We start from the raw sequence: 14,420 nt of genomic DNA on the forward strand, positions 1-14,420 counted from the left end.
TACCCGTGTGAAAGTAGGTAATCGTCAGGCTCCCCACCACCGTCAGATACCCCACCCCGCAAAGGTGGGGTTTCTGCGTTTACGGCCCGCGGGAACAGCGTTATGGAAACGATTGGCCCCATCGTGCTGACGGCAGCCGGATGGCGAACGTAGTTAAGTCACTACCGCTCAATTCTTGCGACCCATTGGCTAGTAGATCCGGGCAGCGCTTCGAGGCAGCACCTCATTTGGCGTATCGGTTCGGCCGGTCTTCGCTAACAATACCTGTCGCACGCAACCTCCCTTGGCAGACCCAAGCAACGAGTCTCCCATATCTCCGCCTCGAAAAATCCCCGCCAGGACTACATCACACAGACGTTTATCGCATCGCCCGCCCTCTCGCATAGGTAGCTGGGCACACCGTATGTTGAGCGACGGGTGCGACGGTGCAAGAGAGGCGCGGCCCGCGCTCCGTGGCAATAACGCGATTGACGGCAGTATCTTGCCACTGCCTTAAAGCACGCTCGCGGACGTACAACATGCGTCAGCACGACGTCGGCTCTCATGCCGTGCGCAATACCGGAAGATCGCCATATGTATGCGATGACCGCCATTGCAGACGAGTCAGATACTCTTCAGCACCGCGGGTCGAAGAGACAGAGGCAACAGTCTCATGCTCGCTGCTCGATCGTATATGTGAGCATGAGTCTACGGTTGTCAGCGTGCCGCAGCATTTCCGTCCTTTCGGTCGTGTACGCACGATCTACGTTTGCCGCCATCACAAGAACTCATACCTGGTTTGCGTCGCATGCCGCCGTCCAGGAGTGATTTGTCGGCGCTTCATACATCATACTGACGCTCGCTGGGCGTTGAACGTCTCGCGCAGCGGAGCGAGGCCGTTAGGTGCCTCGTATGGCGATCAAAAAAGCGGGACTTCGACCGGGCGTGAGGAAGCAGGGCTGGGCCGATGTTTGGGCTTAAGTCTTATAATCAGCATTCCTAACTGAAGAGGTCGGAAAGAAAGGGCAACGTTCGTTCACCGCGGTAACAGATTTTCCGCCGATCCTGCGCTGTTGCGCAGGATCGCATGCCACGTGGCGGCATTGCAAATCGATGCGCAAGTTAGTGACGCGTAAAGCAGGCATCAGAGAGATTGCCGCTGATGCCTGAGCACACTAGTGCGTGCTTAGCTACCGCGTCGGACCAGTCGGATAATAAACAGCAGGATGACCGCGCCAATGACCGCGGTGATGATCGAGCTGATCCAGCCGCCACCTAACGAAATATGCAGCACGCGCGCGAGCCAGCCGCCAATGAACGCGCCGACAATACCGACAATGATGTCGACGATAAGGCCGAAACCGCCGCCCTTGACGAGCACGCCGGCCAGCCAGCCCGCAATGGCGCCAATGACAAGCCACGCAATGATGCCGTGTTCCATAATCGAAGCTCCATGGTTGAGTGTGAACAATGCACGGTGACAGAGCTTAGTCGAACGTCCGTCGTCAGTCCATATTCAGGATGCGGAATTAACATTGTCTGAATCTGCTGCAGGGCAGGTGTAGACACGCCCGTGTAAGGTTTAGAGAAAATTCGACGCGCAGCGTAGACCGATCGACGAAGTAATACGTACTCCAAATATTGACGGCGGCCATCACTAAAAAGACACTGGTTGCACTTTCCGGATCTGAGTGCGCAATGGCAATGGCTTTGTGCCACGGCGCACACAATCCCGGTTCGCATCACGGTGCCCGCTCAGGGCCGTCCACGTCAGTAAGGAATGTATGAAAGCAAAAGTTCTGGGCATGGTTGCCGGCGCGTTCGTCGCTGCCGCTCCGTTCTGGTCGCTCGCCGCGGGGCTTCCCGCGCCCTTTGAAGGAAGCAGCACGTTGCAGGCCGAAGGAGTCGTGAAGTCTGTGGACCGTGCCAAGCATTCGGTAACCGTGCGCGACGCGCAAGGCAGCGAGGCATCATTCGAGGTGGCGGATACGCGAGATCTTGAGAGGATTACGCAAGGCGGAAAGGTCCATATCCGCATGATGCGCAATGCCGTGATCAGCGTTACCCGCGCAGCGGATGGGCAAAGCTCGAGTGCTGCCGTCGTTGCACCGATCGCGCAGAAGAACCCTGAGCAGAACGTAAGCGCGCAAGTGCAGGCAATCGATCACGCTTCCGGTGTCATGGCATTGAAAGGGGCGAACGGCTCTGTGTTTCACATTCAAGGCCGCGATCCGGCGAAGCTCGTCAACGTGACACCGGGGATGCAGGTTTTGGTGGCGTTTGCGCCGAAAATCAACGTTGCCGTGGCGCCCGCGCAATGACCCGCACATTTACGTCGCGGCTCGCGTGCAAGTGATTCTAGAGCACAAAAAACGCAGAGATTCTCAAGCGCGACGGTTTGCGTCACCGGGTTCTCGGCTTAATCCGGTTCCCCGGGCACAAGACGCAATCGTGTGATTTCGGACGGTGCCCCAAGCCGTTTCGGTGGTCCCCAATAGCCGGTGCCGCGGCTCGTATAGACCCACAGTCCATTGAGACGCGCCAGGCCTGCAGTAAACGGTTGCTGAAACCGCACGAAGAAATTCCACGGGAAGAACTGACCGCCGTGTGTATGACCTGAGAGTTGCAGTGTGAAGCCGGCTTCAGCGGCGGCTTCGGCGGATCGTGGCTGGTGCGCGAGCAGCACCTTAATCAGCACATCGCCGGGTGCACCCGCAATCGCGGCCATTGGGTCGCTGCGATGTAGCGGATCGTGATGACCGGCCGAATAGTCCGTCACGCCGGCAATCACGGCGCGCGCTCCGTCGTGCTGCACGACCACGTGCTCGTTTAGCAGCACATTGAGTCCGAGGCGGCGGAATTCGTCGATCCACGCATCGGCGCCCGCGTAGTACTCGTGGTTGCCTGTAACGAGAAACGCGCCGTGGCGCGCACAGAGCCGCGACAACGGTTGCGTGTGATGGGTCAGTTGTGGGACGCTGCCGTCTACCACATCGCCTGTCACGGCAATGAGGTCGGGCTTCAGCCGATTCACGGCGTCGACGATCGCGTCGACATAGCGACGTTTGATGGTAGGGCCCACGTGAATGTCGCTGATCTGAACGATCGTAAAGCCGTCGAGCGGGGCAGGCAAGTCGTCGATCGGCACCTCGATTGTCACGACTCGCGCGCGTCGGCGGGCGTTGAAGAGGCCGATGAGTGTCGACAGTATTGCGAGCAGTGGCACGGCTGCGGCCGTGCCGGTCCGCCAATGCGTGAGAGCAATCATGTCGGGCGAGATCGCGTCGAGGGTCATCAGCGAAGCAAGCGCGAGGTCGCGCACAAAGGTCAGGACCAGCAGGGAGGAAAAGAAGCCCATCGCCAGCAAGCCGATCCACGCGAGCCGGTCGCCTAACGGCTGCCGTTTGATGGTGCGCGCGAGCATGCCGAGCGGAATGAGAAAGACGGACAGTACGAGCCACAATCCCGACAGCCAGCGCACGGTGACGCTAACCGGCATGTCGGGAATCAGGCGGAAGCCGACGTAGATGTGCAGCAGGATGCCGATGACAATCAGGCGTACGAGAAACGATGAGCGGCGCATAGGAAAAGTCAGGGCGGATGAAGGCCGGCATGATACGACCGAAGTGCGAGCGAAATGCGAGCGGAATGCCGGCGGCGGCCAGTCGCCGCAGCAATGCGGTTAACGGCCGGACCATTCTACCGGCATGCGCAGCGGCGTGCCGACGGTGCAAGAATCCCGGTCCGCAAGCGGCGCGGCCCGCACGTCGTGCTGCGTCACGGCGACGATGAGGCAAGCATGGCAATCAGTGTCAACTAGCGTGCTCTGGAGCCGTGCAATATTCAAAGCCTCCGGGGCAACCCAATTAAATGGGTTTTGAATTACGGATACACGTGGACTATGCTGAAAGTGAGCTGATCGCCCCAAGCGTCGCTGCAACGCCTGCTGACGCGGCGGCGGACCAGCTCAGTTGTGGTATTCGCCTGCAGTGGGCGAGGCAGGAGGCAATCATGAAGCTGCTCGGACCAGGTCATCGTTTTCACCACGGCGACTCTGCGCACCGCGCACATCACGTGGGGTACGAGGGTAGCCACGTGATGCTGCCTCTCGTCGGCATATCGCTGATGGCGCTCGGTCTGTATCTAGCCGTGCGCAATATCGATTTCTCAGAGCTTGGGAAAAGCGCGCTGTTTGACGTCGTCATGCTTTGCGTGGCGCTGGGGATAGCGGGGCTTTTCGGCGTCGTCGGCGCATGGCTTCGCTCAAACGGCGACGACACGCAAGAAAGTTTCTGCTTTGTCGGCGCAGTCATCGGCGTGGTGGTGTTCTACGTCGCAATCTTCAGTTGAAGCCGCGCTTTACTCTATCCGGGCGGCTTCGTCGAAGCTGAGGCGCGGGCTGCGGGAATATAGCTTGGACGCGTCGCCATAGCCAAGATTGATCAGAAAGTTCGACCGGATAGTCGTGCCGGCAAAAAACGCCTGATCGACCTTGTCGGCGTCGAAGCCCGACATCGGGCCCGCGTCGAGACCGAGGGCCCGAGCCGCGAGAATCAGATAGCCGCCTTGCAGCGTGGAGTTGCGAAACGCCGTGTCCGCAATCGCCTTGTCGTTACCGGCGAACCAACTGCGGGCGTCGGCGTGCGGAAAGAGCTTCGGCAGGTACTCATAGAACGCCATATCCATCGCGACAATCACTGTCACGGGTGCCGCCATCGTTTTGTCGACATTGCCCGCTGACAACGCCGGCCGCAGCCGCTCCTTGGCGGCTGCGGTTTTGACAAAGACAAAACGTCCCGGACTTGAATTGGCCGAGGTGGGGCCGAGTAGCGTCAACTCGACAAGTTGCTCGAGCACCGCGTCATCGACGGGTTTCGGCTGCCAGGCACTGTGGGTGCGCGCATGACGAAACAGTTCGTCGAGTGCGTGGTCTGAAAGGGGCATGATAATTGTCCGGTCAAGTTTAAAAAGGGGAAAGGGCGGTGGCGCTGATTTCCGGGACATGAAACTCTCCAACGGACGCGTTCCCCAGCACTGACAAAGCGCAAATACGTCCCCAACCTCGAGGACCGCGAAGAAAGCCAACGAAAACCATAAGCCGCTTCAGTAACCCGCCGCCCGACCCCGCCATAATAGTCAACGTACCGGCGGGCCCGCCCAGCGCTTTCCCGAGGCAGAAAACTTATGACCGATCTCTTCGATGACGTTCCGGCGCCCGACGTCGACTGGTATCCCGACTGGCTGCCGCCGGAAAAGGCCGATCAGCTCCTTGTCCGGGTCATCGGGGAAGTCGAATGGCGGCAGGACACGATGGGCACGCCCGGCGGCCGGGTCGCGCTGCCGCGGCTGACGGCATGGCAGGGCGATCCCGATGCAGTGTATGTCTATTCCGGCATCCGCAATCTGCCGCGCCCATGGACGCCAGCCGTCCTCGAACTCAAGGCCGCTGCCGAGGCCGCGTGCAATGCCCGGTTCAACAGCGTCCTGCTCAATCGCTACCGGAGCGGCGCGGACAGCATGGGATGGCATGCCGACCGCGAGCCGGAGCTTGGGCCCGAACCGGTGATTGCCTCCGTGAGCCTCGGCGCAGCGCGCGTCTTTGACTTGCGGCACAACAGGACCGGCGCCCTCCAGTCCTTTTCGCTCAAAGGCGGCAGTCTGCTGGTGATGAAAGGCAAAACGCAGGCGGAGTGGCGGCACCGGGTGCCGAAAGAACCACGCGTGAGCGGCGAGCGCATCAATCTTACGTTCCGCTTCGTCACGCCCCGGGAGCAGACCGGCCGCGCATCGGGCTGATGACCGCCATCCGTCTCTGGCTTCGCCGGCTGGAGGCGCTTGTTGTAGTAAGCGCATAAAAACCCGCGTGGACCGGGTTTGCGACTCAGCCGCGCCTCTGATGTCAACCCGAAGCCGGCCGAAAGCCCTCCCAGCACCTGGAAGGTTCACAACAACACCGCCCATCCCGCGTCCTATATCAAAATTGATATTGGCGACGCGAATCATATGATTGGACTGTTAACGCCCCGCACACTACGCTACATCACGATCCATACATCGCGATGGCCGCAAGGGCCGGCGTATCCGGTGGATCGCCTACACAACAACGATCAGGAGACAGTCATGGCGAATACACGACGCGCCGCATGTCGTGCGTTGGGCGCGCTCGCGATGTGCGCGGGTTTCGGCGCGCTGACGCTGGCAACGCCCGGCGCACACGCAGAGGACAAACAGATCACGCTGGGCTTCGCGCAGGTCGGCGCGGAAAGCGCCTGGCGAACCGCCAACACAGAGTCGGTGAAGTCCGCTGCCGCCGACGCCAAGATCAAGCTCAAGTTCTCAGACGCGCAGCAAAAGCAGGAAAACCAGATCAAGGCGATCCGTTCTTATATCGCGCAAAAGGTCGATGTGATCGCCTTCTCGCCAGTCGTCGAATCCGGCTGGGAACCCGTGCTGCGTGAGGCGAAGGCTGCGAAGATTCCGGTGATCCTGACCGACCGCAATATCGACGTCAAAGATACCTCGCTCTACGTGACGATGATCGGCTCCGACTTCCTGGAGGAGGGCCGCCGCGGTGGCAAGTGGCTCGCCGACCACTACAAGGACGCCCAAGGGCCCATTAACATCGCCGAATTGCAGGGAACGGTCGGTTCCGCGCCTGCCAACGACCGGCACGCTGGCCTGATCGAAGTGATCAAGAGCGATCCGAAGTTCAAGATCATCGCGTCGCAAAGCGGCGACTTCACGTTGGCCGGCGGCAAGCAGGTCATGGAAGCGTTTATCAAGAGCTACGGCAACAAGATCAACGTGGTTTATGCGCATAACGACGACATGGCGCTCGGTGCGATCCAGGCCATGGAAGAGGCGGGCATGCATCCGGGCAAGGACGTCGTTGTCGTTTCGTTCGACGCCACTAAGGGTGGCTTCCAGGCGATGGCCGCGGGCAAGATGAACGTCGACGTGGAGTGCAGTCCGCTGCTCGGACCGCAACTGATGTCGGCAGTCAAAGACGTCGTGGCCGGCAAGCCGTTGCCGAAGCGCATCCTCACGGAAGAGACCGTGTTCCCGATGAGCGTCGCAGCACAGACATTGCCGACGCGTAAGTACTAAGCACGATTAATTAGTCATCCCTATAAATAAGTTAACCTGCCTGCTGGATCGAATGGCGCAGCACGAGGCGCAAACAGGCGAAGCAGCGGGTAAAGTTTCTCCAGCGGTGCCTGACCGTCCGATTGCTTGGGCAGCGGACGGTCTCTTTTCACACCGATGCTGGAGCTTGCCGAACCCGGTCCTGTAGGCACCCCCGGCACGAAAGCACCACGACATCAACGCACCGCCGCTCGAGCGAGGTCTATGACGCATCCCGCTTCCGAATCCCATCCGCCGGCCGCGAACTCGATTGCATCCGCTGCCGCCGCCACTTCCGACGACGGCAACGCACGCGAGCCAATCCTCGCCACGACCGGCATCAGCAAGACATTTCCCGGCGTCAAGGCGCTGCAGGGCGTCGATTTCCGACTCTTCCCCGGCGAAGTTCATACGCTGATGGGCCAGAACGGCGCCGGCAAATCGACCCTGATCAACGTGCTTACGGGCGTGCTCGCGCCCGATTCCGGTACGATCCGCCTCGCGGGCGAGATCGTGGCGTTCGCATCGCCGCAGGAAGCCGAGGCGGCGGGCGTGCGCACGCTTTACCAGGAAGTGAATCTCTGTCCAAACCTCTCGGTCGCCGAAAACATCTTCGCGGGCCGGCAGCCGCGGCGCTTCGGCGCGATCGACTGGCCCGACATCAAACGCCGCGCACAAGCCGCGCTCGCGCGCCTCGATATCGCGCTCGACGTCACGCGCTCGCTCGACGCGTATCCGATCGCAGTCCAGCAGATGGTGGCGATCGCACGAGCGCTTTCCGTCGATGCGCGCGTGCTGATTCTCGACGAGCCTACGTCGAGCCTCGACGATAGCGAAGTCGCGCAACTCTTCAAAATACTTCGGCATCTTAAGCAATCCGGCATTGCGATTCTGTTCGTCACCCACTTCATTGAGCAGACGTATGCCATTTCCGACCGGATCACGGTCATGCGCAATGGCGAGCGCGAAGGCGAATACCTCGCGCGAGATCTGCCTGCCGATCTGCTGGTCTCGAAGATGGTCGGTCACGAGCGCATGAGCGAGCGGCTGCGCGAAGCCGCTCATGAAGCATCCGATGCCGGCGAAGAAGCGCAAAGCGAAAGCACGGCGCCCGCGTTTATCGAACTGCGCGGTGTCGGCAAGCGCGGCACGCTGCAGCCAATCGATCTCGACGTGCAGCGTGGTCAGATACTTGGACTCGCGGGCCTCCTTGGCTCGGGGCGCACCGAAACCGCACGGCTGCTGTTCGGCGCCGACCGGGCGGACAGCGGCACGATGCTCGTCGACGGCAAGCCCGTGCGGCTACGCTCGCCGCACGACGCAGTGCGCCACGGCATTGCCTACTGCGCCGAAGATCGCAAGAAAGAGGGCATCGTCGCGGACCTGTCGATTCGCGAGAACATCCTGCTGGCGCTGCAGGCAAGGCGTGGCTGGTGGCGCAAGATCAGCCGGCAGCGCGCGCGCGAACTGGCCGATGTGTGGATCGAGCGGCTCGGCATCAAGGCCTCCGATGCAGAGCAGCCTATTGGCCTGCTCTCAGGCGGCAATCAGCAAAAGGCGCTGCTCGCGCGCTGGCTGGCGACAGATCCAAAACTGCTAATTCTCGACGAGCCCACGCGCGGCATCGACGTCGCAGCGAAGTTCGACATCATGGATCGCCTGCTCGCGTTGTGCGCGAACGGGCTCAGCATTCTGTTCATTTCCTCTGAGATCAGCGAAGTGCTGCGCGTGAGTCATCGCGTGGCCGTGCTGCGCGACCGCCGCAAGATCGCTGAGGTCAAAGGCACGGCATCGAATGAAGACAATATCTATCGACTCATCGCGGGGAGCGGCGAATGAAGCTATCGAACTGGCTCGCGCGTGACGGCGTCGAGCGTCCGCTGATCTGGCCATGCGTGACGTTGGCCTTGCTGTGCGCGCTGAATCTGTGGGTCAATCCGCATTTCCTGTCGCTGCGCATGCTCGACGGCCATCTGTTCGGCGCGCCGATCGACGTGCTGAACCGTGCGGCGCCGCTCGTGCTCGTCGCGACGGGCATGACTCTCGTCATCGCGACGCGCGGCATCGACATTTCTGTCGGCGCAGTGGTTGCAATCGCCGGCGCGGCGGCGGCCACGATCCTCGCCACGCAGTCGGTGGCGAGCGGCAGCCTGATCGCAGAGGCGCTGCTGGCCGCGTTGATCGTCGGCGTGCTGAGCGGCATGTGGAACGGCCTGCTGGTCTCGTTTGTCGGCATGCAGCCGATCATTGCCACCCTGATTCTGATGGTCGCGGGCCGCGGCATCGCGCAACTGCTGACGGCAGGGCAAATCATTCCGATCGGCGCGCCCGGCTATCTGTTCGTCGGTGGCGGATACTGGCTCGGCGTACCGTGCTCGGTATGGATCGCGACGCTTGCGGTGCTGGCCACGGCCGCGCTCGTCGAAGGAACGGCGCTGGGGCTCTTCATTCGAGCCATCGGCGTCAATCCCGTTGCGACTCGCCTCGTCGGTTTGCGCTCGAAAGCACTGGTTTTTGCGGTGTACGGCTTCTCGGGACTGACCGCGGCGATGGCCGGCATTCTCATCAGCTCGAACGTGCGTAGCGCGGACGGCAACAACGCGGGCCTGTTATTGGAGCTCGACGCGATTCTCGCCGTGACGCTCGGCGGAACGTCGCTCCTCGGCGGCCGCTTCAGTCTGGCGGGAACGGTGCTCGGCGCGCTCATCATCCAGACGCTCACCTATACGACGTATTCCATCGGCGTGCCGCCCGAAGCGACGCTGGTCGTGAAAGCAGCGGTGGTGCTGGCGGTCAGTGTGATCCAATCGCCTGCGGCAAGAGCGCTAGCGGTTTCGTTCGGTATGCATATCATCAGGCAACGCGGGGTGGCGCGATGAGACGGTTTTTTTCCGCGTGCGCGCATATTGTCGACCCGCGCACGTTACCCATTGCTGTGACGATCCTGCTGTTCTGCGCGCTGTTCGGCTTTGGCTCCGTCATGTACACCGGCTTTTTCTCATGGCAGGTGCTGCTCGATCTGCTCGTCGACAATGCGTTCCTGCTGATTGTGGCGATCGGCATGACGTTCGTGATCGTGTCGGGCGGCATCGATCTGTCGGTGGGCTCTATCGTTGCACTCACAACGATCGTCGAAGCGGTGTTGTCCGAGCGCCTGCATATGTCGGTGTGGATCATCCTGCCGATCGTCCTGCTGATGGGCACCGTATTCGGCGCCGTGCAAGGCGCGCTGATCCACTTCTTCCGGCTGCAGGCGTTCATCGTGACGCTCGCCGGCATGTTTTTCGCACGCGGCCTGTGCTTCCTGATCACGACGCAATCCATCACCATCACTGATCCGACCTTTCGCGCCATCTCGGCATTCCGGCTCGATATCGGCGTCGGCTCCGTCACCGCGAATGTGCTGATCGCGTTCGTTGCGCTGGTGCTCGCCATTTACATCGCGCACTTCACGCGCTTTGGCCGCAATGTCTACGCGGTGGGCGGCAATGCCCGCTCGGCCTTGCTGATGGGGCTCCCGGTCGCGCATACGCGCATTGGTGTGTATGCACTGAGCGGCTTCTGCTCGGCGCTCGGTGGTGCCGTTTTCACCTTCTACGTGCTGTCCGGTTATGGTTTGCAAGGGCAGGGCATGGAGCTCGACGCCATTGCCGCGACCGTGATCGGCGGGACGCTCCTGACGGGCGGCGTCGGTTATGTGATCGGGTCGTTGTTCGGCGTCGGCATTCTCGGCACGATCCAGACGCTGATCACGTTCGACGGCACGCTGAGCTCGTGGTGGACCCGCATTGTGATCGGCGCGCTGCTGTGCGCTTTCTGTTTGCTGCAGCGGCTGATCGAACGGCATGCGAAGTCGGTGAGGCGTCCCGGCGGCACAGGCGCTGTGGTGACTTCGGGACGCGAGCGCGCGCATGGCGAGCCTTCAACAGCATCCGATTCGCACGTAATAGGCCGCGCCCCCGGACAAGCGTGACCAGCGCTTCGCAACGGCGGCCCGAACGCACTGTGCGGGCCGCTTTCCCTCGCGGAGGGGGCTTTACTGGTCGAGCGCCCGGCCTCGCGTCTCCGGCAGCGTAAGCGCCGCGAGAATCACGATCCCGTATGCCGCCGCCGCGAAGGCGCCGATCGCGTGGCCGAGCGTCATGGTTTGCGACACATAGCCGATGAGGAACGGAAACGTTGCACCTATGGCCCGCCCGAAGTTGTAGCAGAAGCCCTGGCCCGATCCGCGGATACGCGTGGGAAACAGTTCGGTCAGAAACGCGCCCATGCCGGAAAAAATGCCGGATGCGCAAAAGCCGAGTGGGAAACCGAGCACGAGCATCGACACGTTGTCCAACGGAAGCTGCGTGTAGATGGAGGCAATCGCGCATGAAGCCAGAGCGAACGCGATGAATGCGCGCTTGCGTCCAATACGGTCGCTCACATACGCGCCCGTCAGATAGCCGCAATACGATCCGACGATCACCACGCCCAGGTAACCTCCGGTGCCGATCACGCTCAGGTGGCGTTCGGTCTTCAGATACGTCGGCAGCCAGGTGGTCACTGCGTAGTAGCCGCCTTGCACGCCGGTCGCGAGAATCGACGCGCGCAACGTCGTCCACACGATGTCGCGGCGGAAAATATCGAATAGAGAAGGGCGCGTCTGCGCCGTCTCCTGCGCTTCCTTTTGCCGACGATGCACCTCGGGCTCGTCAACGAAACGTCGAATCCAGATCACGAACGGCGCAGGCGCGATGCCGATTGCAAACAGCACGCGCCACGCATAGTCGGCGGGGACGAGCGAAAACACGGCCATGAAGAGCAGCGTCGATACGCCCCAGCCGATCGCCCAGCCGGCCTGCACGAGCCCGACCGCCTTGCCGCGGTCGCGGGCGCGAATCACTTCGCCGATAAGCACGGCCCCTGCCGTCCATTCGCCGCCGAAGCCGAGTCCCATCAAGCCGCGCGCCCACAGCAATTGCGAGAAGTTCTGCGCGAGTGCGCAGGCGAGCGTGAATATTGCGAACCAGAGAATCGTGATCTGCAAGGTCTTCACCCGGCCGACGCGATCCGACAGCACGCCCGCCGCCCATCCGCCCACCGCGGAACTCAATAGCGTAACCGTGCCGATCAGCCCCGCGTCGCCACGCGTGATGCCCCACGTCGCGATCAGCGTCGGAATTACGAAGCTCAGGAATTGCGTGTCCATTGCGTCGAGCACGTAGCCGATCTTGCAACTCCAGAACGCGCGCTTCTCGGCAGCGGAGATCTGCCGATACCATGCGAATGGACCTTTTCCTGCGTCGGGTGTGCCGTAGCGTTCGGCGTCGGCGGTCAATTGCGCTTCGGTTTCCATGCTTGAGCTCCGGTCTTGTGATGACGCGCGTGCTGGCGCGCGACCTGTATGAAATGGCGCCGCGTTAGATCACGGCGAGCGTGGTGTTCGGAATGTCGGTGACGAGCATGTGCCCCGGCTTGTGTGCAATTGCGAACGGCAGGCGCGCGCTTTCTATCGCCGCTTGTGGTGTGACGCCGCACGCCCAGAACACGGGTAGTTCATCGCTGTGCACTGTCACCGCATCGCCGAAATCGGGCCGCGAGAGATCGCGAATGCCGATGAGCGCAGGATCGCCGATATGCACCGGCGCGCCGTGCACGGCGGGAAAGCGGCTCGTGATCTGAATTGCACGGATCGCGTCGGCGGCCTTCATCGGCCGCATCGAGACGACGCGGTTTCCGCCGAACACGCCGGCGCGCACGTTGGGCTCGCGCGTCCGGTACATCGGCACATTGAGCTGCTGTTCGATGTGACGCAGGCCGATGCCTTCGCGGCGCAGCATCTCCTCGAATGAAAATGAGCAACCGATCGCGAACACCACGAGATCTTCACGCCACAGTTCGTTGAGGCTGCGCACTTCCTCGGCTCGTTCGCCATGGCGATACACGTAAAACGCCGGCACATCGTTGCGAATGTCGAGATCCGCGCCGAGCGAGGGCACGCGCCAGTCGCCCGGTTCGCCAACGCCGAGCAGCGGGCAGGCCTTCGGGTTGAGCGTGCAGAAACGCAGGAAATCATCAGCATATTGCTGCGGAAGAATGGCGAGATTGGCTTGCGCATAATCGCCGCAATAGCCCGCGGTCGGGCCCGACAAGCGGCCGCTGCGGATCTGCTGACGGAACTCGGATGGCGTGTAGGACATGAACGACTCGATTGACGTTGACGGAGACCGAACGGTGATGCGTTTGCAGGTTAGTAACGCCAAAAATATCCATCCAGCGAGTTTTTCTTGCGTTTTGTTAAATTAAACTTAACGTCCAATTAGCGCTTTTCCGGCGACAATCCCGCGCCGTCCGCTCGTGCGAGACCTGATGCAATGAATACCCGCTTTGTAGAAACGTTTCTCACGCTGGCGAGACTCAGCAGTTTTCGCGCGACTGCGGCTGCGATGCACGCCACCCCCGCCGCGATCTCGCTGCGTATCAAGACCCTTGAATCGGAGCTGGGCGTCGAACTGATCGAGCGCGACGCGCCCGAATTCCGGCTCACAGCAAATGGCGAGCGGCTGCTCGCGCACGCGCGCACCGTCGTGCAGGCTACGCGCTCGCTGCAACTTGCCGCTCAGGACGAGACGCAACTCGCGACGCGGCTGCGCCTCGGCGTGATCGAAACGGTCGTGCATAGCTGGCTGCCCGACTACATTCGCATGCTGAACCTCGAGTACCACCGCATCGTGGTGGATCTGACTGTCGATTCGAGCGCGGTGCTCGGGCCGCGTTTGCGCGCGGGCGAACTCGACCTCGTGATTCAGGTGGAAGAAGCGGGGGACGAGGAGACGTCGATGGTGTCGGCGTTGCTCGCCAGTTATCCGGTGCGCTGGATCGCGCGCAGCGACCTCATTCCCGCCAGTCGCGCAAAACATGTCGGGGTGCTGCTGAGCAAACCCGTGCTCACGTTCGGACGCGGCACTGCGCCGCAAATCGCGGTCGAGGCCATCGTGCAGACGCTTGCGCGACGCGCTGGCGTGCCCCTCGCCGACACGCAGGTCACGTGCATGCCGTCAGTCGCCGTCATCGTCAAACTGTTGCGCGACGGTTATGGCATCGCCGCAGTGCCCGCGCTTTTTGTCGAGCCGTATCTGACGAGCGGGGAGTTGGGGCATTTGCAGGTGCGACCGCTGCCGCCTGCCATCAACGTGGCGATGTATTACCGCGACGACGCGGATGTCGGCGTGCTTGCGGCGGCGCGCGTCGCGCGCAACGCATGCGAGCAATATGCGCGAGCGATGGGGCGACAGTTGATCGCGAAGCGCTAGAAAAGCCGGTACAGAAAGCGC

General features: G+C 61.8%; 13 protein-coding genes. 8 read left to right on the forward strand and 5 right to left on the reverse strand.

The window, feature by feature from the left end; genetic code table 11:
* Positions 1–1,165: 1,165 nt before the first annotated feature.
* The gene (locus tag HV711_RS26215) at positions 1,166–1,420 is read right to left on the reverse strand and encodes a GlsB/YeaQ/YmgE family stress response membrane protein (protein WP_014973224.1); all 255 of its coding nucleotides are present in this window, start codon (positions 1,418–1,420) and stop codon (positions 1,166–1,168) included.
* A 343-nt stretch (positions 1,421–1,763) separates the two neighbouring features.
* Between HV711_RS26215 and HV711_RS26220 the strand changes: the two genes are divergently transcribed.
* A complete protein-coding gene (locus tag HV711_RS26220) occupies positions 1,764–2,300 on the forward strand; it encodes a hypothetical protein (protein WP_035476777.1) in 537 nt (178 codons plus the stop codon).
* Positions 2,301–2,398: 98 nt separating this feature from the next.
* Here the strand turns inward: HV711_RS26220 and HV711_RS26225 are convergent, their stop codons facing one another.
* The gene (locus HV711_RS26225) at positions 2,399–3,562 is read right to left on the reverse strand and encodes a metallophosphoesterase (protein WP_035476779.1); all 1,164 of its coding nucleotides are present in this window, start codon (positions 3,560–3,562) and stop codon (positions 2,399–2,401) included.
* 428 nt (positions 3,563–3,990) lie between these two features.
* Between HV711_RS26225 and HV711_RS26230 the strand changes: the two genes are divergently transcribed.
* Positions 3,991–4,329: a hypothetical protein gene (locus HV711_RS26230; protein ID WP_013592002.1), complete on the forward strand. Its 339-nt coding sequence runs from the start codon at positions 3,991–3,993 to the stop codon at positions 4,327–4,329.
* Between the two features lie 9 nt (positions 4,330–4,338).
* Here the strand turns inward: HV711_RS26230 and HV711_RS26235 are convergent, their stop codons facing one another.
* Positions 4,339–4,923, reverse strand: a complete 585-nt coding sequence (locus HV711_RS26235; protein WP_014973228.1) for a malonic semialdehyde reductase — start codon at positions 4,921–4,923, stop codon at positions 4,339–4,341.
* Positions 4,924–5,163: 240 nt separating this feature from the next.
* On the opposite strand from HV711_RS26235, the gene HV711_RS26240 reads away from it, so the two are divergent.
* The 5 genes from HV711_RS26240 to yjfF all read left to right on the forward strand — a co-directional run bounded on the left by HV711_RS26240 (position 5,164) and on the right by yjfF (position 11,077).
* The gene (locus HV711_RS26240; RefSeq protein ID WP_035480820.1) at positions 5,164–5,775 is read left to right on the forward strand and encodes an alpha-ketoglutarate-dependent dioxygenase AlkB family protein; all 612 of its coding nucleotides are present in this window, start codon (positions 5,164–5,166) and stop codon (positions 5,773–5,775) included.
* 372 nt (positions 5,776–6,147) lie between these two features.
* Positions 6,148–7,086: an ABC transporter substrate-binding protein gene (locus HV711_RS26245; RefSeq protein ID WP_175126358.1), complete on the forward strand. Its 939-nt coding sequence runs from the start codon at positions 6,148–6,150 to the stop codon at positions 7,084–7,086.
* Between the two features lie 243 nt (positions 7,087–7,329).
* On the forward strand, positions 7,330–8,943 hold the full coding sequence (locus tag HV711_RS26250) for a sugar ABC transporter ATP-binding protein (protein WP_035480825.1): 1,614 nt from the start codon (positions 7,330–7,332) through the stop codon (positions 8,941–8,943).
* Positions 8,940–9,983 carry an ABC transporter permease gene (locus HV711_RS26255; RefSeq protein WP_014973232.1) on the forward strand — a complete coding sequence of 348 codons (1,044 nt, stop codon included), beginning with the start codon at positions 8,940–8,942 and terminating at the stop codon, positions 9,981–9,983. The genes HV711_RS26250 and HV711_RS26255 overlap by 4 nt, the downstream gene beginning before the upstream one ends.
* Complete coding sequence (gene yjfF / locus HV711_RS26260; protein ID WP_035480828.1) at positions 9,980–11,077, forward strand: galactofuranose ABC transporter, permease protein YjfF; 1,098 nt, start codon at positions 9,980–9,982, stop codon at positions 11,075–11,077. The genes HV711_RS26255 and yjfF overlap by 4 nt, the downstream gene beginning before the upstream one ends.
* A 63-nt stretch (positions 11,078–11,140) precedes the next feature.
* On the opposite strand, the gene HV711_RS26265 is transcribed toward yjfF, so the two are convergent.
* Together HV711_RS26265 and HV711_RS26270 are read right to left on the reverse strand one after the other, a co-directional pair.
* Complete coding sequence (locus HV711_RS26265; protein WP_035480830.1) at positions 11,141–12,442, reverse strand: MFS transporter; 1,302 nt, start codon at positions 12,440–12,442, stop codon at positions 11,141–11,143.
* 64 nt (positions 12,443–12,506) lie between these two features.
* Positions 12,507–13,286, reverse strand: coding sequence for a putative hydro-lyase (locus HV711_RS26270; RefSeq protein WP_013592010.1), 780 nt, complete (start codon positions 13,284–13,286; stop codon positions 12,507–12,509).
* A 174-nt stretch (positions 13,287–13,460) separates the two neighbouring features.
* Between HV711_RS26270 and HV711_RS26275 the strand changes: the two genes are divergently transcribed.
* Positions 13,461–14,399 carry a LysR family transcriptional regulator gene (locus HV711_RS26275; RefSeq protein ID WP_035480833.1) on the forward strand — a complete coding sequence of 313 codons (939 nt, stop codon included), beginning with the start codon at positions 13,461–13,463 and terminating at the stop codon, positions 14,397–14,399.
* The last annotated feature ends 21 nt before the right edge of the window (positions 14,400–14,420 follow it).

The sequence above is a fragment of the Paraburkholderia phenoliruptrix genome (genome assembly GCF_902859825.1).
In the GTDB taxonomy this organism is placed as follows: domain Bacteria; phylum Pseudomonadota; class Gammaproteobacteria; order Burkholderiales; family Burkholderiaceae; genus Paraburkholderia; species Paraburkholderia phenoliruptrix.